We start from the raw sequence: 25,071 nt of genomic DNA on the forward strand, positions 1-25,071 counted from the left end.
GTTTATATTTGTAACCTTCTAAACTTCTAAAAACACCTTTGATATGATCAAAAGACTTTTCATACTTGGATGGCTGTTCATCGCCTTCACCGCATCGGTCGAAGCCTCCTCGCCCACCAAGGTTTCTCAAACCACTTATTCATCGTACGTAGAGCCGCGCATCGGTACGGCACATTGTCGCTGGTTTCACTTTGCTCCGGGTGCTTATCCCTTCGGAATGGCCAAACCCGGACCGTCGACCAACGGTCACCTCGGAAATGCTTCCGGCTGGGAGGCAACGGGTTACGACTATCGTGACACCTCGATCGAGGGCTTCCCTTGTTTTCACGAGTTTCAAGTGGGCGGCGTGTCGCTCATGCCAACCACTGGCACACTGAAGACCGTTCCGGGCGATGTCAAGTCGACCACTCACGACGGTTATCGGTCGGCTTTTCAACATTCGCGGGAAACGGTAACTGCCGGTTATTATGCCGTCGATCTTGAAGATTATGGCATCAAGGCGGAAGTCACGGCCACCGAACGAGTGGCCTTTCAACGCTTTACTTATCCGAAAAATGACGCGAGTCACCTGATCTTCGACATTGGATCGCGCCAAGGCGAAAGCGGAGCGGTGAAAGATGCTTCGGTGGAGCTGCTAGCCAATGGCGATCTTGAAGGTTGGGTAGAAACCGAACCGGAATATGTAAAGAAGTACCAACCGGGAGCCAGTGTTAAGATGTTCTTCTATGCACAAGTGGATAAACGCCCCACCGCTTATGGCACATTCAACGGGGCAACAACCCAAAGCGGAAAGACGAAGATCACCGGACCGGGAGCGGGACTCTATCTCACCTTTGCGACTAAAGCAGGAGAACAAGTCACCGCAAAAATTGGATTATCTTACACTTCCACAGCCAATGCGTTGGCAAACTTAAAAGCGGAAGCCGAACGGCTCACCTTCGATCAGGCTCGTCAGCGCTCGCACGAGAAATGGGAAGAGTTGTTTGGACGACTGCACGTGGAAACGGCCATCAAAGCCGATAAAGTAAAGTTTTACACGAGTCTTTACCACGCTCTTCTGGGACGAGGATTGGCAAGCGATGTGAACGGTGCTTATCCGAAGCACGACGGTAGTGTGGGACAACTTCCCGTAAAGCATGGTCGGGTCGTTCATCACCTTTATAATACCGATGCCGCATGGGGCGCGCAATGGAACTTAACTCAAGTGTGGGCATTGGCCTATCCGGAATACTACTCCGACTATGTGAGCAGTCACCTCCAAGTCTACAAAGACTCGGGATGGTTGGGCGACGGACTAGCTTGCAGTCGTTATGTCTCGGGCGTTGGAACCAACTTGCTGAGTGTGATCATTGCCGGAGCTTACCAATGTGGCATCCGCGACTTCGATCTGGAAACCGGTTATGAGGCTTGTCTCAAAAATGAACTCGACGGGCATAACCGTCCTTTCGGAGCCGGCAAGATCGATACCGATCGCTTTATCCGCTACGGCTATGTCCCTCATCAAGACCAAGGCGAAGGTCCCGCCGAAGGTTATATGTTCTCGGCCTCACACACCTTAGAATATTCGTTCAGCGCTTGGGCGGTGGCTCAATGGGCAAAACAACGTCAGCAAAACAACGATTACAAGGAACTCCTTCGTTTATCGAAAGGTTGGGAACGGTTATACGATCCTACCACTCACTTTATCCGTCCAAAAATGGCCGACGGTCGTTTCATCGATAAGTTCGACCCGATGGAGGTCTGGCGTGGTTTTCAAGAAGGCAACGCCTGGCAATACACGTTCTACGTCCCTCACGACATTCATTCCATGATCGACAAAGTTGGCCGGGAGACATTCAGTGCGCGATTGGACAGCATCTTCACCATTTCGGAAAAGCTGATCTTCAGCGGAGGAACAGAAGTCGGCGCCTTTGCCGGACTCAAGACACTCTACAACCACGGTAACCAGCCTTGTCTGCATACCTCTTGGTTGTTCAACGAAGCCGAACGCCCCTCACTCAGTCAGAAGTGGGTGAGAGCCATCTTGAATTCATTTTATGGAACCGACGGCATTCATGGGTATGGCTACGGACAAGACGAAGACCAAGGTCAGCTCGGTGCATGGTATGTCATCTCTTCTCTGGGATTGTTCGACATCAAAGGGTTGAGCGACGAAACACCCTCGTTTGCTTTAGGCAGTCCCCTATTCGATAAGATCGTGATTCGCTTAAATCCCGATTATTATCGTGGAAAGAGCTTCACGATAAATTCTTCGCCCACCACACCGGAGAAGATCTACGTCGACAATTACCGGTTAAACGGTCGCCAACTCACCACCCCGCGCATCGGGTTTAAAGAGATCACTACTGGAGGAACGCTGAACATCAAACGAAGCAGTCAGCCGAAAGATAACTACTCTCGGTAATTTAGATAGGTACGCGATCATATGTAATAAGGAGAAAGAGGAATCAATTGCTCCCTCTTTCTCCTTAATCGTTTTTCAATAAAGTCAAAAACAGTTTCTTATTTATAGAATTGAGATCTGTTTCAGCGGTTCCTACTGTATTCCCCAAGACTTTTTTACCGTATCCTTCAAACCGTTCCTACTCTTTCTTCAACGCTTTCGAGACCTCTTTCGCCCGATATTCGGATGGCGACAATCCCATCACCTTGGTAAAGATCCGGGTAAAGTAAGCCGGTTCGTCGAAACCGACTTTCTCGGCAATCTCAAACAATTTCAGGTTGGTCAGCTCGATATACTGACACGCCCGCTGAATCTTGAGTTGGATGTAATAGTTGATCGGAGAAACGCCCGTCTCTTTCTGGAACAAAGCCGAAAAATGAGAGGAGGAATAGTTGAAGTTCCGGGCTAACTGTTCCAGCGATAGGTTACTGCCGATGTTCTCTTGCATATAGCTGATGACGCGCATCGAAAAGGTGAGTTCTTGAACTTGTAGAAGTTTATAATGACGAAACTGCTCGACATAGATAAACGACGACAAAAAGGGGAAAAGACACATGGAAGCCTGAATCATATACTCCTTGATGTAGGCCATCGAGAAGTTACTGTAAATCTCTTCGAACAAATCGAGTCGATCCTGCAAACGGGACTGTAATCCGGGAAGGATAGAGACCGGTTGAGCCGTGGGCGTTTGGAATTGTTCGGCCAACTGCCCGTCGAAATGTAACCAATAGATGCTCCATGGATCGTTAGCATCCGCCCCGAAGGCATACGCTTGGTTTCGTGGAAGAACAACGAACTGGTGAGGTTCAACGGTGTACCGTTTATGACCGAGTTGATACCATCCTCTTCCGGCTGTGCAATAGATCAGCATCAGATAATCGGCTCCCTTATCTTTCTGTACATAATGGTACTTCACTCTGGGGAAAAATCCTATTTTCCGAACATAAAGCGGACTAATCAGCGGATGCCGACTGTACTTCTTAATCAAATCATCGGGCAGAGACAAGAGTCGCTCACCCCGAAATCCCTCTTTTATCTTTATCATAACCAAACGGTTGGATTTAATCTGCATAAGTCACCCCCTCACAAAAAGCTGAAGAAAGTACGGCCGTACCTATCCGGATGCTTGATGAGACAAAATTAAGAGGAATCAGAAGATAATGCAACTAAATTGGAGAAAAATACGGCTCACACCTTGAACAATGTCTCTACTTTTGTCGTAAAACAGAATGAGAATATGATGATGCGAAAAAGCAATTACGACAAATACCCGTCGACTAAAGTCGACGGACCACTGATTAAAGGTTGGGAGGCGATCTTACAAACCATCAACGAACGACGCCAAGCCTTTGCCGGACAGAAATTCGTCTGTGTGATAGAGTGCTACCAAGGCACACACCTGGAGGAAGTCGAAGAACAACTTCAAACCTTGCACTTTGAACAGACGCTCAATGCTGCCACCCTTTACAAGAGTGAGGCGGAAATTGAGGGGATGACTTATCCGTGGCTGACGGACGACCGTCTCTTCGGGCGACGGGCACCGTTCACGTTTAAGGATTTCTTTAACTCCACCAAGGTCGACCGATTCCGTGAAGAACTACAACAGCAATCGGCTCACTGCTTGATCTATGGTTCAGGTGCGGGGTATCTGGTCGAGCAAGCCGATTTAGTGATTTATATCGACTTGGCACGATGGGAGATCCAACAACGCTTCCGTCGCCAAGAGATTCATGGATTGGGAGTCAACAACCGAGAGGATGCACCATCGATCCACTACAAACGAGGCTATTTCATCGACTGGAATGTTTGTGATGAGCTTAAGAAGCAACTACTTCCTATAGCCGACTATTTCATCGACACGCACACCAAAGGCGAGCCGAAGATGATTGATGGTGATACCATGCGACAGGGATTGGAACGCACCGCTCACCAACCCTTCCGTGTCGTACCATTTTTCGATCCCGCTCCATGGGGAGGACAGTGGATGAAAGAGGTGTGCGACCTCGATCCGTCGCAATCGAACTACGGTTGGTGCTTCGACTGTGTACCCGAAGAGAACAGTCTATACCTTAACGTACAAGGAGAGTTGTTCGAACTGCCATCGAACAATGTGGTGTTCTACCAGACTCGTGCCCTGCTCGGTGCTCCGGTAGAGTCGCGTTTCGGTGAAGATTTCCCCATAAGGTTCGACTTCCTAGATACCATGGGAGGGGGTAACTTGAGCTTACAAGTACACCCGACCACTCAATACATCCGTGATACCTTCGGCATTTACTATACCCAAGATGAAAGTTATTACCTCCTCGATGCCGAGGAAGGGGCAACCGTCTATTTGGGTTTGAAAACGGGAGTGAATCCCAAAGAGATGATTGAAGCACTCCATCATTCACAAAACACCGGTGATCCGTTTGATGCCGAACGGTTTGTCAATCAATGGCCGGCAAAGAAGCACGACCATTATTTGATTCCTAACGGCACCATTCACTGTTCGGGTGCCGGAGCCATGGTTTTAGAAATCAGTGCGACTCCGAGTATCTTTACCTTTAAGTTGTACGACTGGGGACGACTCGGACTCGACGGACTTCCCCGCCCTATTAATATCAAACATGGGGCTCAAGTCATCCAATGGGAACGACAGACCGAACGCATCCGTAAAGAGTTTATTAACGTGATCGAACCGATCGCCGAAGGAGACGGCTGGCAAGAAGAGCGTACGGGACTCCACGAAAATGAGTTCATCGAAACCCGTCGCCATTGGTTTACAAAGACAGTGCCTCACCAAACAAACAATGGGGTGAATGTGTTCAACCTCGTGGAAGGGGATGAAGCCATCGTCGAGAGTCCGACGGGTGTATTCGAACCATTCGTGGTGCACTATGCAGAAACCTTTATCATTCCGGCATCGGTAGGAAGTTACACCATTCGTCCTTACGGCGTGTCGGAAGGGAAAAAATGTGGTACCATTAAAGCTTTTGTTCGATTTAACGCTTAAATTTAGCCCTTATGAATTACACAACTGATCAAAGAATCGTCATGACTTTAGACGCGGGGGGGACAAACTTCGTATTCTCGGCCATGCAAGGAGGAAAAGAAATCGTCACTCCCATCCAGTTATCGGCTTGCCCCCATAACTTGGAGACTTGCCTATCTCAGCTGATCGATGGCTTCCATCGGGTACAAGCACAGCTCACCGATCCTGCGGTGGCTATCAGCTTTGCCTTCCCCGGACCGGCCGACTACCCCAACGGAATTATCGGTGATCTGCCGAACTTCCCTTGTTTCAGAGGAGGAATTCCCATCGGTCCACTGTTGGAAGAGACTTTTGGCTTACCTGTATTTATTAACAACGACGGCGATCTGTTTGCCTATGGAGAGGCGCTCACAGGAGCACTGCCCGAGATCAACGGGCGATTGAAGCAGATGGGAAGTCACAAGCGTTACCATAACTTGATTGGCGTGACCTTCGGTACCGGATTCGGCTGCGGCGTTGTGCTTAACAACCGACTGTTAATAGGCGATAATGCCTCGGGAGGGGATATCTGGTGTTTCCGAAATAAAAAATATCCGGAGATGATCATCGAAGAGAGTGTCAGCATTCGGGCCGTGAAACGCGTTTACCGAGAACGGTCGGGCGATGAAACGGACTACTCCCCTAAAGAGATTTACGAGATTGCAGAAGGTCTGCGACCGGGCAACCGTGAAGCAGCTCGCCTAAGCTTCGACGAACTGGGTGAGATGGCCGGTGATGCTTTAGCCTCAGCCGTCACACTGATCGATGGGATCGTGAGTGTAGGCGGAGGATTATCGGGAGCTTCGAAATATATCCTTCCGGGATTGGTTCGAGAGCTGAATAGTCAGCTGGACATGTTCGACGGCAGTCGCTTTACCCGCTTACAATCGAAAGCTTATAACCTCGATGATGAAGAGATCTGGAACGAATTTGCAAAAGGCGAATGTCGCACCATAGCAGTCCCACACTCTAGCAAGACCGTCAGCTACGACCCCATGAAACGTATCGGAGTGATCACCTCTAAGCAAGGGGCTAACCGTTCGATCGCTTTGGGTGCTTATGTCTTTGCTTTATCACACCTCTAATTTATAAAGACACATGAAACACAATAAACTCTTTCCCATCCTCGTCGGATTCTTTGTGATGGGCTTTGTCGACTTGGTGGGAATCGCCACCAATTACGTGAAGGTGGATTTCAACCTCTCCGACTCTTTTGCCAACATCTTGCCAATGATGGTCTTTGTTTGGTTTGCCGTTTGCTCTATCCCTACAGGACTTTTGATGGATAAATATGGGAAGCGTAATGCCGTTCTTGCGGCTATGGGACTAACGTTATTGGCCATGATTCTACCGGTGGTAGCCTACAATTACCCGATTGCACTCCTGACTTTCGGTTTATTGGGCATCAGCAACACCATGCTGCAAGTGGCTCTCAACCCGATGGTAGCCTCGGTGGTTCGTGGCGAACAGCTGACTAGTATCTTGACTTGGGGACAGTTCATCAAAGCGATTTCATCGTTTCTCGGCCCGATCTTAGTCGGGGCGGCTGCTCTATACACGGGCAATTGGCGACTCGTCTTCATGATTTACGCCATAGTAACATTACTCAGTGCATTATGGATCTTTTTAAGCATTCCAGCGACTAAAAGCAAAACGCAAGTGTCGACGTTTAGCAGTACATTGGCTCTTCTACGCGACCCACAAATCACTCTTCTCTTCATCGGTATCTTGCTGATTGTAGGCATCGACGTCGGCATTAACACCACAATCCCCAAACTCTTAATCGAAAAGACACAGATGGAGTTGGCACAAGCGGGGTTAGGCAGTAGCCTCTACTTTGCAGCGAGAACAGGGGGTACATTGGTCGGAGCAATTCTTCTGGCCCGCATCGCCGGAGGAAAATTCCTAAAGGTCAACATGATCATCGCTCTAGCTGCTTTCATCGGATTGCTTTTCATAGAGCAAACGCAGATCGTGCTGGCCCTGATCTTCATCATTGGATTTACCTGTTCTAACGTCTTCTCAATCATCTTCGCCAATGCGTTGCAACATCAGCCCGAAAAGAATAACGAGATTTCAGCATTAATGATCATGGGCGTATCGGGTGGCGCACTCATTGCGCCAATTATGGGAGTGATTGCCGATCAGTTCAATCAAACGGCAAGCCTTTCGGTACTCATCCTTTGTGTGATTTATCTACTTTATCTCTCTGCGAGATGTAAATAAAAGAATTCGTCCCGATCGACTTTCTCTCGATCGGTTGAAGATTTCTCCCTTTATCCTTAAACCGTTTTCTAACGGACTGAAAGGATAAAGGGAGATCTTTTTTTATTCCCCCTCTAATAACCAGTCAAAGATGGTTTACGGCCAATGAGCGGAGGTTGTCTTTCTAATCATTAGAGTCGTTTGACGAAAACCTTCAATTGTTAAAGTTTCGACTTTACTTTGAATTATGAACATAAGTTCATTATATTTGCGCAAACATTAAACGTCAAACCGCATGGCAAGACCAAAAAGAATACGCAAGATACAAGGTATACCGACCATTTCCGGATTCACCCCTTATGGTTATTCGGGAAACAACAAACGGCGTGAGGCCGTCTTTCTATTCTATGAAGAATATGAAAGTTTAAGATTATGCGATTACGAGAAACTCAATCATCTTGAAGCGTCTACACTCATGGGCGTCTCTCGTCCTACCCTCACACGTATTTATAGTTCGGCACGTGAAAAGATGGCTTTGGCAATGGTCGAAGGACGGAAAGTCATCATCGAAGGAGGTAAAGTGACGCTTGATGACGAATGGCTATTCTGCAACTCATGTGGTTGCTATTTCAACAAGAGAAACCCGGATGAGAAAATCGAGCGATGCGAACTTTGTGGCAGCGAAGAGATCGAAGAGATTGAAAAAGAGCAAGCCCAACGGGAAGAGACATCTCCTTTCGATTCATCCGAACAAACCTGTTGCGGCAGACGAAGATGCCAAAAAAGAAGGCATCACTAATAACCTGAACAAGTTAAACTCATATAATTTTTAATCTGATGAAAATAATCATATCATCCACAGGCAATGATCTGGAAAGCAACGTCGATAGCCGTTTTGGACGTTGTGCATACTTTGCTGTTCACGATACAGCAACCGGAACAACGGAATTTATAGAGAATCCAAATAAACAGGCAGAAGAGGGCGCCGGTCCTGCTTCGGTACGATTAGTGGCTTCACTTGGTGCCGAAAAAGTCGTATCCGGCGAATTTGGATTTAAGATCAAATCACTACTGACTGATCTGAATATCCGGATGATTATCCTAAAAGAAGAAAAAACAATTAGCGAGGTTATCGCACTAACTCCATTAAATCAAGAATAAGATGACTGTAAAAATTGCAATCCCAACCGAGAACGGTAAATTATGTGCTCACTTCGGACATTGTGAGGCATTCTATATGGCTACCATTACTGAAGGAAGCATCACCGATAGTACTATGATTGTTCCTCCGGCACACGAACCGGGCTTATATCCGGCATGGGTCGCTCAGCATGGCGTGAAAACGGTCATTGCAGGTGGTATGGGACAAAAGGCCAGAGATCTTTTTGCTAAAGAACAAGTAGAAGTGATCGTTGGTGCTCCGTTCAAGGCTCCCGAAGAACTGGTTCACGATTTCATTCAACAAACCTTGGTGGTTGGAAATAATAGCTGTAACCACAAATGAGAATTGCCGTAGCCAGCGGAAAAGGAGGAACGGGGAAGACTTTTGTTTCGGTCAACCTTTTCCAAACCTTTCAAAAATTAGGAGTAAAGTGCATCTTGGCCGACTGCGATACGGAAGTGCCGAATGCACTCGCCTATTTTACTAAAGAGCTGGCCGACGAGCAGACCGTTACTGAATATCGGCCTCAAATCGATCCGAGTCAATGCCTATTTTGTGGAAAATGTGCAGACTATTGTACGTATCATGCAATCTTCATCTTGAAAGAGTCACACTATATCCGGTTGCTAAATGATTTATGCCACGGATGCGGTGCCTGCCGTGTAGCTTGTCCGTCGGGAGCGATTATCGACGGTGAGACTATAGCCGGAAAGGTGACTTGGTATCGCCATAACCAAGAACTTTCTCTCTTGGAAGGACGTATGCAACCCGGTCACGCCTCATCGGTTCCATTAGTGAAAGCGGTGACTTCAGCATCCTATCCACCATCGGTAAATCATGTGATCTATGATTCCCCTCCGGGTACATCGTGCCCCTTCATCCAGACGGTAAGTAAAGCCGACTATGTCATTCTAGTCACCGAGCCAACACCTTTTGGCTTGAGCGACCTCCGACAAGCCATCGAAACACTTCAAGAATTGAAGAAACCGTTTGGAGTGATTGTCAACCGAGCCGGATTGGGCGACACTCAAGTTTACCAATATCTCGATGCTCATCACTTCGAGCTATTGTCTGAGATCCCATTCGATGAAACCATTGCAAAACTTTATGCCGATGGGGAGATGGTGGTCGACCGACATCAGCCGACTTATAACAGATTCATGGCTTTGGCCAATAAATTAGAGACGATATGGAAATAGCAATAATCAGCGGAAAAGGAGGCACCGGAAAGTCAAGCATCAGCGCCGCCTTTCTCTCCTTGATTCCACAAGTACACGCTGTAGATTGTGATGTCGATGCTTCAAACCTCTATCTGATCTTCGATCCTTCACATGAAGAAGAACAAGTCTTTGTGTCGGGCAAACATGCCACGATCGACCAAAGCCGTTGTTCGGCATGCGGGCAGTGCATGGAGCTTTGTCGTTTTGACGCCATTACGCTCGAAGATAAGCAGTTCACGATCGATGAAATAGCCTGCGAGGGATGTGCACTTTGCTATCGGATCTGTCCCTCACAAGCCATCGAACTTATTCCCGATGACAAAAGCCGCATTTACCGCGGAACATTCCGATATGGCAGCATGATCTATGGTCGTTTAGCGCCCGGTGAAGAAAACTCCGGTAAGATGGTTGGCCGCTTACGCGAACTGAACAAACAACATCACAGAGACAATCCACAAGAGATCACCATTCTCGACGGTCCTCCAGGCATCGGTTGTCCGGTGCTCTCTACGATCACCGGAGTCGACAAAGTGGTGGTAGTGACCGAACCGTCACAATCGGGATGGTCGGATTTGCAACGTACTGTTGAAGTCGTGCGTCATTTCTCGATCCCTCTGTCGGTTATCATCAACAAATGTACGCTCAATGAAGCTTACGTTGAAAAGATCACGGCTTGGTGTAAGGCGCAGCAACTCCTCATTGTAGCTTGTTTGCCGTTCGACCGTGAAATGGTAGAGGCAATGGTCAATGGACAAACCATAGTGGAATATCGTCCAGAGTCGGGCACCACACAACAACTCAGAAAAGCATTAAAAGAGATTCTTGGAAAAGAAGAAGTCTTATCATAACTTTGTCGTCCAAAAACTCTTTAGCCCTTTAAACTGTTTTCTTTTGAAAGAGTTCCCCGGAAATGAACGTTGAGACTAATGGTCCACCTTTCATTCCGGGGAATATAACATAACCATATATAGAATTAAAACGATCGAATGAGTAGTGAGCTGAAAATAGGAACTTATCCTTTTATCGTAGAGGACTTCCACTCCGACTTCACCGGCAAACTGTCGATGACCACATTAGGAAATCATTTATTAAACTGTTCTAACCTACATGCCCGCGAACGGGGATTAGGTATCGGGGAATATAACGGGCAAACCTATACTTGGGTGATCTCCCGTTTGGTAGTCGATTTTGCCGAACCGATTCGCAAGAATGAAGTTTTCTTATTAAAGACGTGGGTCAATAAAATTTACAATTCTTTTCTTGACCGGGAATATGAGTTAATCAACAATCAAGGTCACACCACCGGCCGTGCACACTCTGTCTGGGCCATGATCGACACGGCCAAACGTGAATCGGTCAACTTAGCAGAGTTTCACGGCAGTAAACTAACCGACTGTGTGTACGACCTTGCCAACCCAATGGATACACGACAAGGACGAGTAAGGATTAAAAGCATCGTGCCTTGTTTCGAGCACAAAGTGATGTACTCCGATCTCGACATCAACGGCCATGTTAACAGCATCAAATACATTGAACATGCCCTGAACATGGTGCCTCTGGAGATGTTCGATCATCATGAACTCAAACGACTGGAAATTGCTTATGCTGCAGAATCGTCGTATGGCGATCGTCTACTGTTTTACAAAGAAGAGATCGGTACGCAAGCCTTCTATATTGAGATTAGGAAAGAGGCAGGCGAAGTCGTTTGTCGCTGCAAGTTTGCATTCGAATAATAGCATACTCACAATCTAATAAATTAAAAGGGTCATTTCTTACGCTCACAACTGAGTATGGAAATGACCCTTTTAATTCAAACGATCCTCATCAGTTGAGTGCTAATCCATAGGCCACGCTATTAAAGGCATCACCTAGACGAACCCGATCTGTTGTAAAACGATCGTAGAGTAACTGTCGGACAGGATGTACAAAACTACTACCACCAGTGATAAACACCGAATCGATCTCATCGAAAGTCACCCCTGTCTTCTCAAATAGGCTTACCATACAACGGTCAATCTCCTCAATATGCCGAGCGATCATCTCGCCAAAGTGGTGACGCTCCACCACATCTTCGACTCTTAGATCCGGCTGAACGAATGTTAGGCGTGACGTTTCTCCATCCGAGAGCCCCATCTTACTCTGCTCGATACTTTTAAACAACGAGTAAGTATAATTCTGATCGATCAACGTCCGTAGATTATCAATCAACGGATGATTCCCCGAATGAAAATAATAACTATCGAGTGATGAACGCGATTTACTCCCTTTCAACAAAAAGCTACGTTCCCAACGCTTCAACTCGTGGAAAATAGCCAAAGGGATCTCAATCTCTTTATCGTAAGAGCGATAAGTAACTCCACGTCCCAGATGAGGGGTAACCTTATGCCACATCAGTTCCGAATCAAAAAGATCTCCCCCGATATAAACTCCACTATTTCCAACAATATCATCGATACGGTCGCCCTTCTTACGCCCTTCGGGTGAAAGGTTCATGATGGTAAAATCGGAAGTACCCCCACCAAAGTCGGCCACCAAAACCCGTTCGGGACGACTCAGTTGCATCTCGTAGCTAAAAGCAGCCGCAATTGGTTCCAATTGCAGGCGCACAGAAGTAAATCCGGCAGCCCGTGCAGCCATCATCAACCGCTTTACGGCAATCGCTTCTTGAGCGGCATCTTCTGAAAAAATAGCCGGTCGCCCTAATACCACTTCGGTGATCGATGAACCTAAAAACGCCTCCGCCTTCTCCTTCATATGCTTAATGATAAACATCGCCAACTGGTCGGGCGTTACCCGCTTTCCACAAATCCAAGTAAATAAAAATTTATCTTGCTTCAAAAGAGTCTTAACCGATTTCAGCAACCGGCCTCTCATCCCCTCTTTCACATAATGCTCTTGGGCTTCCTTACCCACATAATAGGTCAGATCGTTCGTTTCAGGAAAATACAAAATCGATCGATCATCGTAAGTATATAATTCCCGACCGGTCGACCGATCGACCAAAGAGATCACGGAGTTCGACGTTCCAAAGTCGAGCCCACACGTTATAGTCGTTTCATTCATGATTTATTTACCTCAATTATTCATGTTCATTAAAAAAAGAGAATACCGCCTCTTGACCGTAAGTACTCCCCTCCATAAAAAGAAAGAGAAACCCGGCTCATGTCAGACACAAGCTTAATAGCAAGACTAAAAAAAATAAGATTAAAGGAGTTGATAAAAAGTGATATAGACATATAATAAACTGATATATGATTGAATACACATATTACGTAGGTATCATCAGCTTATGCAGCGGTTCAAGGCTAATACCATAGCCGCTGCAAAATTACATTTTTTTGCCCAAAAATCCAATCCATCACTCAACAAAAGGAAAACGGTTATTCCGTACAAATCATGATTATTTAAATTAGAAGTCGTAAATTTGCACCATTTACCGTTAGAAAAAAAGAAAGAATCATGATTCATACCATACTCGATACAGACTTATATAAGTTCACGACCTCATATGCATATATTAAACTCTTCCCTAATGCTATAGGTACTTTCAGCTTCACCGACCGGGACGAAACCATCTATTCGAAGGCGTTTCTTGAAGAATTAAAAAGCGAAATCGATCGATTATCGACCCTATGCCTCAGCGAAGAAGAGATGAACTACATGATCACCAACTGTCGGTTTGTACCACGTGTTTATTGGGAATGGCTTTCTTCCTTCCGTTTTAATCCTGAAAAGATTGCCCTATCGCTCGACGAGAACCATCATTTGCATCTCGAAGTCACCGACCTACTCTATAAAGCAACTCTTTATGAAGTTCCTCTTTTGGCCCTAATCTCGGAAGTACGTAATCGTTACCACCAACATAGGGCCGACCTGAAAGCGGTGGAATCAAAGTTGATCGAGAAAATCCATTTATCGAATCTCCATCATCTGTCGTTCTCTGAGTTCGGCACTCGCCGACGCTTTTCATTCGATGTGCAGGACGTTGTGATCAAGACCTTAAAACAAGAAGCTCCCTTCTGCACCGGCACGTCAAACTGTTATTTCGCTATGAAATACCAAATCAAGATGATGGGTACCCATCCTCACGAATGGTTTATGTTTCATGGCGCGCAATTCGGCTACAAACATGCCAATTATATGGCGCTCGAGAACTGGGTAAACGTATACGATGGAGATTTAGGCATTGCCCTCTCCGACACCTACACCTCAGACATGTTCCTTACTAACCTCAGTCGAAAACAAGCTAAACTTTTCGACGGCGTACGATGTGACTCAGGAAATGAATATCAATTTATCGATAAGCTAATTGACCGCTACCAATCGTTTGGCATCGATCCGACCACCAAGACTATCATCTTTAGTAACGGATTGGATTTTGAGAAAGCGGTTCAGATCAAACAGTATTGTGAAGGCAAAATACGCTGTGGCTTCGGTATCGGCACAAACCTGACCAACGATACCGGATTCAAGCCTTCGAATATTGTCATGAAACTTTCGCAGTGTAAGATGAATGGTCATCAAGAATGGAAAGAGTGCGTGAAACTCTCGGACGATAATGGCAAGCATACCGGTACCCCCGAGAACATTGAGACTTGCCTGCACGAGCTGCGACAAATGAATTTGTGGAATGACTAAAAATAAAACGGTACCTCGATTCCCATCGGAGTACCGTCACAACACAAACACAAAATAAAACACGACAAAACTACTATGCAATCTTACCTGTCTATACCATAAAAACAGTATATGTACTAATCATAAATATTCACATATATACAATTCGCTCAGGTATTTTTACAACTATATAACAAGTGCTATCTGGTATTGTTCACAGAAAGCTTATTTTTTCTTTGAAAAATCTTTTAAGAATCCTTCCATCAACCACTTCGCTAAAGCCTGTCGATTAGAATTCATCACCAATCGCCGCTGATCAAACTCATTTTGGATGTTTCCAAGTTCTACAAAAACAGAAGCCGGAGTCGTATTAGAGAGTACAAATAAATTACGTGGACCGACCGTACCTGTAAATCCTCTGTTCGGTTGATGCTTGTCGTATTTCGATTCAAAAAGGTCTTTCATCGTATAAGCCAAACGTTTACTTTCCGATTTACGATTCGAATGATAAAAGAACACATCCGTTTGTTTACCCTTACTACGGCTATCCACATGGAGGAAAATTGCACGACAATAATTGTAGTTCTTTCGATCTTTTCGATAGCTGGCATTGATCGCCGCACAACGTTGCTTCAAACGTTGCACTTGATTTAAAGGAATCGGTTCTCCCATGCACGTTTCTCGTTTACTATTGGTGAGGTACGATTCATTTCGAATACCATCTTTTTCATCTTGAATAATGATACGTACTTCGGCACCTTCCTGCATTAAAAAATAGGCTAGACGCAAGGCAATATCATAGGCATATTCATCTTCATGAAGTTCATATTTCCCCGCACGTCCTATCGCTCCGGGATCAGGGCCTCCATGTCCACTGACCACATAGAAGCAGGCTCCTTCCAATCGTCTGGATGCCACTTTAAACTTCCGGTTCGACGGGCCAAAAAGCGGTTCGTCGACATGACTCTTTCTCGGTATCGATTTCCCTTTTCGCGAACTATCGTCTTTCTTATCTGACTTATTTTTGCTATTTTTGCTCAAAGAAGAGGTTTCCTTATCCGACTTAGCCGGAGGGATAAGGTAAGTCACACCAAGCTTCAACCCTCCATCTTTAGTTAATTTCGATTTATTCAACTCCATGAAATCTTGATAATATTTCTTGGGAGAACGATTATAACGCAACAAAAAAGTAGAAACCCCATCGCCTGCCTTCGGTTGGGCTTTCTGTTGGGCGAATGAAGCAGAGAAGAAACATATGAGAGCTAAGCAAAAAAATAGATAACGTTTATTATTCATAATAGATTGGGAATCTGTTTAAAGGATGATCATTTCACTATTTCGTCGGACAAAATTACATTTTTTTCCCTACTTTTGTGGGGTTAATTATACTTTTGACTCTAAAACACTAAAAAACAATATCGCAATGGCAAAACAAGTCAAACCAGAAACATTGTGCGTACAAGCCGGATGGACTCCTAAAAAAGGAGAGCCACGTGTATTACCTATTTATCAAAGTACAACCTTTAAGTACGATACCAGTGAACAAATGGCTCGCCTATTCGATCTTGAAGAGACCGGTTACTTCTATACACGGTTGCAGAATCCAACAAATGAAGCCGTTGCTTCAAAGATTTGTGCGCTCGAAGGCGGCGTAGCAGCCATGCTAACCTCAAGCGGTCAGGCCGCCAACTTTTACGCAATTTTCAATATCTGTCAGGCCGGAGACCATTTCGTCTGCTCATCAGCGATATATGGAGGTACACACAACTTGTTTAGTGTCACCATGAAGAAACTCGGCATCGAAGTGACTTTTGTCAACCCCGATGCTCCAGAAGAAGACATCGCTACGGCCTTTCGCCCAAACACCAAACTCTTGTTTGGCGAAACCATCTCAAACCCATCGTTAGAAGTTCTCGATATTGAGAAGTTCGCTCGTATTGCACACCAACATGGTGTTCCTCTCATTATAGACAATACTTTCCCGACTCCAATCAACTGTCGCCCATTTGAGTGGGGAGCAGACATTGTGATTCATTCGACCACGAAATATATGGATGGACATGCCACTAGTCTAGGTGGCTGTATCGTCGATAGTGGAAACTTCGATTGGGAAGCGCATGCAGATAAATTTCCAGGACTTTGCACTCCGGACGAATCGTATCACGGGCTGACTTACAGTCACGCTTTCGGGAGAATGGCTTATATCACCAAAGCAACTGCACAACTCATGCGCGACTTAGGAAGTACCCAAAGTCCACAAAATGCCTTTCTTCTTAATCTAGGTTTAGAGACCTTACATCTGCGTATGCCGCAACATTGCCGCAATGCACAAAAAATAGCCGAATATTTATCGCAACACGAAAAAGTTGCTTGGGTTAATTATTCCGGCCTACCCGATAATAAGTATTATCATCTCGCTCAGAAATATTTGCCCAACGGCTCCTGCGGAGTCATTTCGTTCGGACTTAAAGGGGGCAGAGAAACTTCCATTCAGTTCATGGATGCGCTGAACCTCATTGCTATCGTTACTCATGTAGCCGATGCACGTACTTGTGTTCTCCATCCGGCTAGTCATACCCATCGCCAGATGAGTGATGAGCAATTGTTAGAAGCCGGCGTACAGCCCGACCTCATCCGACTCTCCGTAGGGATCGAAAACGCGGATGATTTAATTGCGGATATTGAGCAAGCATTAAATGCTTAGCATTATTAAAACAACAATTTAATCTTAAATCAATGTAGTATATTTTAATTTATCGTTAATATTATTAGTTTTGCATTGATTTAAAATTAAAAACACTAAAAAACAGAAAAACCATGGCAAAAGTAACCAAAGAAGCAGCATTACTATACCACTCACAAGGTAAGCCGGGTAAGATTGAAGTTATTCCAACCAAACCCTATCGTACACAAACCGATTTATCCTTAGCCTACTCACCGGGAGTTGCTGAACCCTGTTTGGAAATTGAGAAGAACCCACAAGATGCCTATAAATATACCGCAAAAGGTAATTTAGTTGCTGTGATTTCCAACGGAACAGCCGTTCTTGGATTAGGAGATATCGGTGCACTCGGTGGCAAACCGGTCATGGAAGGTAAAGGTTTGCTTTTCAAAATATACGCCGGCATCGATGTTTTCGATATTGAACTCGACGAAAAAGATCCGGAACGATTCATTCAAGCCGTCAAAGCCATTGCCCCAACATTTGGTGGCATTAACTTAGAAGACATTAAAGCCCCTGAATGCTTTGAGATTGAACGTCGTTTAAAAGAAGAACTCGATATTCCGGTGATGCACGACGACCAACATGGTACCGCCATCATCTCAAGTGCAGGATTAATCAATGCCCTTGAAGTAGCCGGTAAACGCATTGAAGACGTTAAAATTGTGGTCAACGGCGCCGGAGCTTCAGCCGTATCGTGTACCAAACTCTACATCGCTTTAGGTGCAAAATTAGAAAATATCGTGATGCTCGACAGTAAGGGAGTCATCAGCCAGTCGCGTACCGATCTGAACGAACAAAAACAGTTCTTTGCAACTTCTCGTACAGATATTCACACCCTTAAAGAAGCCATCGAAGGAGCAGATGTCTTCCTTGGTTTATCGAAAGGCAATGTCCTCTCACAAGAGATGGTCAGAAGTATGGCTGACTCACCAATTGTCTTTGCTCTAGCCAATCCGACTCCCGAAATCTCCTACGAAGAAGCAACAGCAGCTCGTCCAGATCTATTGATGGCTACAGGACGTTCCGATTATCCGAATCAAATTAATAACGTAATCGGTTTCCCATACATCTTCCGCGGTGCCCTCGATACTCAGGCTAAAGCAATCAACGAAGAGATGAAGTTAGCTGCCGTACATGCCATTGCAAATTTAGCTAAGCAAGCGGTACCCGATGTCGTAAATGAGGCTTATCACGTCAATAATTTTAGCTTCGGTCCCGACTATTTCATCCCGAAACCTGTCGACCCACGCCTCATCACAGAAGTTTCTTGTGCTGTAGCCCAAGCGGCTATGGAAAGCGGAGTCGCTCGCTGCCCCATCACCGATTGGGAAGGTTACAAACTTCACCTGCGTGAACTCATGGGATACGAAAGTAAGCTGACTCGTCAACTTTACGATACCGCTCGTCGTCATCCACAACGCGTTGTTTTTGCTGAGGGTGGTCATCCCAACATGCTCAAAGCCGCTGTTGAAGCCAAAGGTGAAGGAATCTGTCACCCGATTCTGCTCGGTAACGAAGAACGAATCGAGAAGTTAGCCAAAGAGCTAGATTTAAGCCTCGAAGGTATTGAGATCATTAACTTACGTCATGATAGCGAAACCGAACGTCGGGAACGTTATGCTCACATCTTAGCAGAAAAACGCGCTCGTCAAGGAGCCACCTACGATGAAGCCAACGATAAAATGTTCGAGCGCAACTATTTTGGTATGATGATGGTCGAGACAGGTGATGCAGATGCCTTTATTACCGGTCTTTACACTAAATACAGCAATACCATTAAAGTAGCCAAAGAGGTGATTGGTATTCGTCCGGCTTACGAACACTTCGGAACGATGCACATCTTAAACTCAAAGAAAGGAACCTATTTCTTGGCCGATACTTTAATCAACCGTCATCCGGACACTTCCACCTTGATCGATATCGCTAAATTGGCCGAACAGACCGTGCGTTTTTTCAACCACATCCCGACCATGGCCATGATCAGCTACTCCAACTTCGGCTCCGACCATGAAGGAAGTCCGCTAAAGGTACACGACGCCGTTGATCATCTGCAAAAAATCTATCCGGATCTAGCCATAGACGGCGAGATGCAAGTAAACTTTGCCATGGATAAAACCCTACGTGATAGCAAATATCCGTTTACTCGTTTATATGGCAAAGAAGTGAATACCTTGATCTTCCCTAATCTTAGCTCTGCAAACTCAAGTTATAAACTTCTGCAGGCTATGAATCCGGAAACAGAACTCATCGGACCGATACAGATGGGATTAAATAAACCGATCCACTTTACCGACTTTGAAAGTTCCGTACGCGATATTGTCAACATCACCGCTGTAGCCGTTATTGATGCTATAGTCGATAAAAAGAAGAAAGAACAACAATGAAAAAACCATTATCCAAATCACAAATTGTTTGTATCAGCCTCCTTTGGTTAGCCCTATGTTACCTCGTGCTCACCAAAGCAGCAAGGCTAGATGGCATGACCCTGATTATGCTCGTCCTATCAGGAGCATTAGTCTTCATCCCGGTTTACAAATCGCTTAAAAAGAAATAAGCACTCTTATCGGAATGGCAAAAAAGGTGACCCCTGAAAGTTTGAGATTCAACTTTCAGGGGTCACTTCAAAATGGAATAAGCCCTAATTTATAATAGACTAAAAAGTTTTATCGGACAGCAATAATTTATATATCCAATTTGCCTGACCGTGCCATTTCTTCTATCTTTCTCAAAGAATCACTATGCTGCTTTAGAAAATCATCTCCTATTGACAAGGTTAGACTTAATGTCACTTTAGTGCCTACAACGTTTTCCGCTTCAGCACTATGTATTTTCTCCAAAGATTCAAATGGATATTTCTCAACTTGAGATATCGTCATTTCTGGCATTTTGGATAAAACGACTAAACTTTCTTTCAGTTCATCAGGGACTATTAGGCTTCTGACCTCAATAGACCACTCTAATAAAGCGGCATATAACTTTCCATATGTTTGAGCAGTATAGTATAGCCCATCTAAATCAGAGGCAACACCAGGCTCTCCATAAAAAACAGGAAAGGCATTTGTCATTATACCATTAAATGAATCTATGATATTTTGGATTTGCCCTATTTTTAGCAAATTCCACTGAGTGTACTCTGTTATCGTGTTTATGCTATGTGGTGATTTGATAACAATAGAATAAGTGTAATCATTCTTTAAATGTCTGTATTTGTTGATCTCATCACACATACATTGCATAAAGAATTTGGTTTCGTACGCCCCTTCTTTGTTTAAAATATGCTCAAGAGCTTTACCAGATATTTTAGAATACAACTCATTGCTCCCTACTTTTTTAACCTTGTAACGAACTTGTAATGAATCGTTAAAAAGATTAGATAACTGAGATTTAAGGATAGTAATAATGTCTTGTGCCCTTTCAAATGGAAAGTTCCATAAGCCACTATTTTTACGCACATCTTGAATAAATTTAAAGACATTACTATTATCTACTGTTGACGAAAAATCTGCACTTTCATTCTTTTCCCAGATAGGTAATATACTCAATATCTCTTTTAGAGTAAATGTGTAAATTGGGATGCCTTTCTCAATTGCTGTTAAAAATTCGGTATTAGTTATTGACTTACCTGTTTCTAAAGTATAGCCATACCGATTTCCAATGATTAATACAAAGATATCAGCTTCATTTTTCACTGCATTTATACAGTTCTCTATATTACTTAAATTTGGATTAATGGGAAAATCGTGATCTTCTGATAAAATTGGATTATGCCCCATGCTTACGATTGAATCTTTCAAATCTACTCTAATTTGCGATAGATCATAGCAAGTAGAGCTAATAAATATATTTACTTTTCTCATAATACATAATGTTTGTAACAAAGATAACTCATTTTTAATATTGCAAAATTATTACTAGCTATTAATGAATGAGTAATTTACTGACTGCCATAAACGGACAACACACTGCCAAATTCAGACAACTGTACCCCTTTTGGGCTTTTTGAGATTAGGGGGTACACTTTGGGGTACCAACTATGTCTTTTCGATGTCCTCCTTTGAGAGCCAAAAAGCCCTACAATATATTGATATTGTAGGGCTTGTCTTACTTTTTTCGCCTCTTGGCTTTTGTTAAAAGTGGAGCTGGAGGGAATCGAACCCTCGTCCAAACGAGGAAATCATAAGCTTTCTACATGCTTATCTTTGCCTAAATTTTCGTGAAAGAACAGAACCAAAGCCATCAATTCTTACCTTATCCTCTAAAGTTTCATTGGTATTGTGAGGCCAACACCAACTATCCCCGATGTTACTGCACCACTGAGTCGGAATGCTTCGGAGCAACAGCTTCCGAGTGATGTCTCGTCTAGGCACCTAGTGCCCGGATTAAGCTAATCTACTATGATTCGATTAAGCAGCAAGAGCGTAATTAGTTTCGCCAGATAAAATTTTGAAAACTGAGATTAAAGTGCCAATTAACGACGCACTGCATGCTTACCCACCATTTCTGCCCGCTGTCAAATCCAGTCAACCCCGATTAGATGCGACCAATGCTTGGTATTCGGCAACAAAGGTATAAAAAGTTTTCCATTTCAATTGTATTTGCACGCGATTATTCTTCATTTCTCTCCCAATCGGATAATAAAGTCCATTGTTTTGTACAATTTATACAAGCTGTTTAACGTTATAAAATGTACTTTTACACACTCAACCGCATAACAAAGTAACATTATGAAAAAACTAATTTTAGCCTCAATCCTTTTGGGCTATAGTGTTGGAAGTCTAGGGAGCATTGGAAGCCTAGGACATTCGGGAAATTCTCCGAAGAAATCCTTAACACTTTATCAACCCAAAGGTAAAATATACCATAAAGGATGGATTGATTTCAATAAGAACGGTAAAAAAGACCTTTACGAAGATCCATCAGCACCAATCGATGCGCGAATAGAAGATTTACTCTCCCAAATGTCTTGGGAAGAAAAGACCTGTCAGATGGTAACGCTTTACGGTTACAAGCGAGTTTTGAAAGACGATCTACCGACACCGGAATGGAAAACGAAACTTTGGAAAGATGGTATGGGAGCCATCGATGAACATCTTAACGGTTTCCAACAATGGGGACTTCCGCCATCGAATAACGAAAATGTATGGCCTGCCTCCCGACACGCCTGGGCTTTAAATGAAGTACAACGTTTCTTTGTAGAAGAGACGCGGTTAGGTATACCGACCGATTTTACCAATGAAGGTATCCGTGGAATTGAAAGTTACAAAGCCACTAATTTTCCCACACAACTCGGCTTAGGGCATACATGGAACCGATCGCTCATTCAGCAAGTCGGCCAAATCACCGGTCGTGAGGCACGCGTCTTGGGTTACACCAACGTTTATGCCCCGATTCTCGATGTCGGACGTGATCAACGTTGGGGCCGTTACGAAGAAGTGTATGGTGAATCGCCCTATCTCGTTGCAGAATTAGGTATTCAGATGGTACGAGGCTTACAACACCAACATCAAGTCGCCGCTACCGGCAAACATTTTATAGCATACAGTAATAATAAAGGAGCACGCGAGGGCATGGCTAGAGTCGATCCTCAAATGTCGCCAAGAGAAATCGAAATGATCCACGCCTACCCTTTCAAACGAGTGATCCAAGAAGCAGGGATGCTCGGCGTGATGAGTTCGTATAACGACTATGATGGATTTCCCATTCAAAGCAGTTACTATTGGCTCACCACCAGACTACGGGGTGAGATGGGATTCAAAGGATATGTGGTTTCGGATAGCGATGCCGTGGAATATCTTTATACCAAACACGGCACAGCTAAAGATATGAAAGAATCGGTACGTCAGAGTGTAGAAGCCGGACTAAACGTACGCTGTACCTTCCGCTCACCGGATTCGTTCGTCCTACCATTACGCGAGTTAATAGCCGAAGGAGGAATCAGCAAACAAGTCGTAGATGATCGCGTGCGCGACATCCTTCGCGTGAAGTTCATGGTCGGCCTATTCGACGACCCTTATCAACGTCATCTCAAGGAGGCCGACATCGAAGTGGAGAGCCAAGCTCATCAAGCAGTAGCCTTGCAAGCCTCAAGAGAATCGATCGTTTTATTAAAGAACAACGATCAGCTTCTCCCCTTGGATAAAAACACTATTAAACGAATCGCCGTTTGTGGACCGAACGCCAACGAGACCTCATACGCCCTGACTCATTACGGCCCATTGGCCGTTGAAGTCACCACCGTATTGGAAGGAATACGCCAGAAAGTAGGGGAGAAGACCGAAGTTCTTTACACCAAAGGATGTGATTTAGTGGATGCCAACTGGCCGGAATCGGAGATTATAGAGACGCCGCTAACGTCCATCGAGCAACAAGAAATCGATAAAGCCGTGCAACAAGCTCAACAATCGGATGTCGCCATCGTCGTTCTAGGCGGCGGTCAACGCACTTGCGGAGAGAACAAATCACGTAGCAGTCTGGATCTTCCCGGACGTCAGCTCCATTTGTTAAAAGCCATACAAGCCACCGGTAAGCCTGTTGTGCTCGTCTTAATCAACGGTCGTCCGCTCTCAATCAATTGGGCGGATAAGTTCATTCCATCGATCATAGAAGCTTGGTACCCCGGTTCGAAAGGTGGAGAAGCCTTAGCAGAAGTGTTATTTGGCGATTACAATCCGGGCGGTAAGCTGACTGTGACGTTCCCCAAAAGCGTCGGACAAATCCCTTTCAACTTTCCTTGCAAACCATCATCACAGATAGACGGTGGCAAGAATATGGGATTAAAAGGAAACATGTCCCGCGTCAATGGCGCCCTCTATCCCTTTGGCTACGGATTGAGCTATACCACATTTGCATACTCAGATCTTAAACTCTCTAAGTCGGTCATCACCGAAAACGAATCGGTCGACCTATCGTGTACCATAACGAATACCGGCCAACGGGCAGGTGATGAAGTCGTACAACTTTACATCAAAGATGTGTTAAGCAGCGTCACGACCTATGAGAAGAATCTGATCGGCTTCGAACGGGTGCACCTCAATCCGGGCGAACGTAAAACCGTCACCTTCCCAATCGACCGAAAAGCACTCGAGCTACTTAACGAACACCTAAAATGGGTGGTTGAACCCGGTGAGTTCAGACTAATGGTTGGAGCCTCTTCCGAAGATATTCGCTTAAACGGATCACTGAACGTAGTCGCCTACGGACAAGTTCCCAACGCCGCTCCTGCAGCCACAACCTCCCCTATCAGTGCCAGTACCAATACCGAACAAACCGGATTGGTGGTGGATGGGAATATGAATACAGCTTGGGAAGGAAATAAAGGGGACTACCTCACGTTTAGTCTTCCCAACGGGACTAAGATCGATGCGATCAAGATTGCTTTCAGTCGCGAGAACAAGCTAAAAACAGATTTTGAGATCCAACTGTCAAGTGGAGGGGGACAGTTCCTGACGGTTTATTCGGGAACCACAGACCAGTATCAAAAACTACAAGAATATTCTTTCAAAGGAACAACAGCTAGTGACGTACGCCTCGTCTTAGGGAGTGATCGTGTCGGCATTGCCGAAGTAAAACTCCCTACCCTGCAAAAATAAAATCGAATAGAGTAGACTTAAACGTTGTTTTATAGGAGTTAAAACTTTATTTTTGGCCTCACATTGCTAAGAAGAAAGGATCAATAGCTCGCTGATCGCA

At 44.8% G+C, this 25,071-nt stretch carries 19 protein-coding genes, 1 other RNA gene and 1 riboswitch; of the genes, 15 read left to right on the forward strand and 5 right to left on the reverse strand.

Features of this window, described 5'->3' with window-relative positions; all coding sequences use genetic code 11:
• The first annotated feature begins 43 nt into the window (after positions 1-43).
• Positions 44-2,404 carry a GH92 family glycosyl hydrolase gene (locus tag AC4PG5_RS07210; protein WP_492028269.1) on the forward strand — a complete coding sequence of 787 codons (2,361 nt, stop codon included), beginning with the start codon at positions 44-46 and terminating at the stop codon, positions 2,402-2,404.
• Positions 2,405-2,582: 178 nt separating this feature from the next.
• Here AC4PG5_RS07210 and AC4PG5_RS07215 read toward each other — a convergent pair whose 3' ends face one another.
• Complete coding sequence (locus AC4PG5_RS07215) at positions 2,583-3,488, reverse strand: AraC family transcriptional regulator (protein WP_492028270.1); 906 nt, start codon at positions 3,486-3,488, stop codon at positions 2,583-2,585.
• A gap of 198 nt (positions 3,489-3,686) precedes the next feature.
• On the opposite strand from AC4PG5_RS07215, the gene AC4PG5_RS07220 reads away from it, so the two are divergent.
• From AC4PG5_RS07220 to AC4PG5_RS07260, 9 genes are all read left to right on the forward strand, one after another.
• On the forward strand, positions 3,687-5,435 hold the full coding sequence (locus AC4PG5_RS07220) for a class I mannose-6-phosphate isomerase (RefSeq protein WP_492030711.1): 1,749 nt from the start codon (positions 3,687-3,689) through the stop codon (positions 5,433-5,435).
• Between the two features lie 11 nt (positions 5,436-5,446).
• Positions 5,447-6,538: an ROK family protein gene (locus AC4PG5_RS07225; protein WP_492028271.1), complete on the forward strand. Its 1,092-nt coding sequence runs from the start codon at positions 5,447-5,449 to the stop codon at positions 6,536-6,538.
• Positions 6,539-6,551: 13 nt separating this feature from the next.
• The gene (locus tag AC4PG5_RS07230) at positions 6,552-7,679 is read left to right on the forward strand and encodes an MFS transporter (RefSeq protein WP_492028272.1); all 1,128 of its coding nucleotides are present in this window, start codon (positions 6,552-6,554) and stop codon (positions 7,677-7,679) included.
• A 274-nt stretch (positions 7,680-7,953) separates the two neighbouring features.
• Positions 7,954-8,457: a DUF134 domain-containing protein gene (locus AC4PG5_RS07235; RefSeq protein WP_492028273.1), complete on the forward strand. Its 504-nt coding sequence runs from the start codon at positions 7,954-7,956 to the stop codon at positions 8,455-8,457.
• A gap of 38 nt (positions 8,458-8,495) precedes the next feature.
• A complete protein-coding gene (locus tag AC4PG5_RS07240; protein WP_492028274.1) occupies positions 8,496-8,819 on the forward strand; it encodes a NifB/NifX family molybdenum-iron cluster-binding protein in 324 nt (107 codons plus the stop codon).
• A 1-nt stretch (position 8,820) separates the two neighbouring features.
• Entirely contained in the window at positions 8,821-9,162 is a 342-nt protein-coding gene (locus AC4PG5_RS07245; protein WP_492028275.1) for a NifB/NifX family molybdenum-iron cluster-binding protein, read from the forward strand.
• Positions 9,159-10,019, forward strand: a complete 861-nt coding sequence (locus AC4PG5_RS07250; protein WP_492028276.1) for a nucleotide-binding protein — start codon at positions 9,159-9,161, stop codon at positions 10,017-10,019. The genes AC4PG5_RS07245 and AC4PG5_RS07250 overlap by 4 nt, the downstream gene beginning before the upstream one ends.
• Positions 10,010-10,888: an ATP-binding protein gene (locus tag AC4PG5_RS07255; RefSeq protein WP_492028277.1), complete on the forward strand. Its 879-nt coding sequence runs from the start codon at positions 10,010-10,012 to the stop codon at positions 10,886-10,888. The genes AC4PG5_RS07250 and AC4PG5_RS07255 overlap by 10 nt, the downstream gene beginning before the upstream one ends.
• Before the next feature lie 138 nt (positions 10,889-11,026).
• The gene (locus AC4PG5_RS07260) at positions 11,027-11,773 is read left to right on the forward strand and encodes an acyl-[acyl-carrier-protein] thioesterase (RefSeq protein ID WP_492028278.1); all 747 of its coding nucleotides are present in this window, start codon (positions 11,027-11,029) and stop codon (positions 11,771-11,773) included.
• A 91-nt stretch (positions 11,774-11,864) separates the two neighbouring features.
• Here the strand turns inward: AC4PG5_RS07260 and AC4PG5_RS07265 are convergent, their stop codons facing one another.
• Positions 11,865-13,103, reverse strand: a complete 1,239-nt coding sequence (locus AC4PG5_RS07265; protein ID WP_492028279.1) for an Hsp70 family protein — start codon at positions 13,101-13,103, stop codon at positions 11,865-11,867.
• 203 nt (positions 13,104-13,306) lie between these two features.
• Positions 13,307-13,368: riboswitch (Fluoride riboswitch) on the reverse strand.
• 128 nt (positions 13,369-13,496) lie between these two features.
• On the opposite strand from AC4PG5_RS07265, the gene pncB reads away from it, so the two are divergent.
• A complete protein-coding gene (pncB, locus tag AC4PG5_RS07270; protein ID WP_492030712.1) occupies positions 13,497-14,678 on the forward strand; it encodes a nicotinate phosphoribosyltransferase in 1,182 nt (393 codons plus the stop codon).
• A 204-nt stretch (positions 14,679-14,882) separates the two neighbouring features.
• On the opposite strand, the gene AC4PG5_RS07275 is transcribed toward pncB, so the two are convergent.
• Positions 14,883-15,953 carry an N-acetylmuramoyl-L-alanine amidase family protein gene (locus AC4PG5_RS07275; RefSeq protein WP_492028280.1) on the reverse strand — a complete coding sequence of 357 codons (1,071 nt, stop codon included), beginning with the start codon at positions 15,951-15,953 and terminating at the stop codon, positions 14,883-14,885.
• A gap of 127 nt (positions 15,954-16,080) precedes the next feature.
• Between AC4PG5_RS07275 and AC4PG5_RS07280 the strand changes: the two genes are divergently transcribed.
• The 3 genes from AC4PG5_RS07280 to AC4PG5_RS07290 all read left to right on the forward strand — a co-directional run bounded on the left by AC4PG5_RS07280 (position 16,081) and on the right by AC4PG5_RS07290 (position 19,936).
• The gene (locus tag AC4PG5_RS07280; protein WP_492028281.1) at positions 16,081-17,361 is read left to right on the forward strand and encodes an O-acetylhomoserine aminocarboxypropyltransferase/cysteine synthase family protein; all 1,281 of its coding nucleotides are present in this window, start codon (positions 16,081-16,083) and stop codon (positions 17,359-17,361) included.
• A gap of 113 nt (positions 17,362-17,474) precedes the next feature.
• Positions 17,475-19,766, forward strand: coding sequence for an NADP-dependent malic enzyme (locus tag AC4PG5_RS07285; protein WP_492028282.1), 2,292 nt, complete (start codon positions 17,475-17,477; stop codon positions 19,764-19,766).
• Positions 19,763-19,936, forward strand: coding sequence for a hypothetical protein (locus tag AC4PG5_RS07290; RefSeq protein WP_492028283.1), 174 nt, complete (start codon positions 19,763-19,765; stop codon positions 19,934-19,936). Before AC4PG5_RS07285 ends, AC4PG5_RS07290 begins: the two co-directional genes overlap by 4 nt.
• Before the next feature lie 127 nt (positions 19,937-20,063).
• Here the strand turns inward: AC4PG5_RS07290 and AC4PG5_RS07295 are convergent, their stop codons facing one another.
• Positions 20,064-21,239, reverse strand: coding sequence for a DUF4062 domain-containing protein (locus AC4PG5_RS07295; RefSeq protein WP_492028284.1), 1,176 nt, complete (start codon positions 21,237-21,239; stop codon positions 20,064-20,066).
• A 274-nt stretch (positions 21,240-21,513) separates the two neighbouring features.
• Positions 21,514-21,910, reverse strand: a transfer-messenger RNA (tmRNA) gene (ssrA, locus tag AC4PG5_RS07300).
• Between the two features lie 196 nt (positions 21,911-22,106).
• Here ssrA and AC4PG5_RS07305 point away from each other — a divergent pair.
• A complete protein-coding gene (locus tag AC4PG5_RS07305; RefSeq protein ID WP_492028285.1) occupies positions 22,107-24,971 on the forward strand; it encodes a beta-glucosidase in 2,865 nt (954 codons plus the stop codon).
• The last annotated feature ends 100 nt before the right edge of the window (positions 24,972-25,071 follow it).

Source organism: Bacteroides sp. QWL-09 (assembly GCF_058683585.1).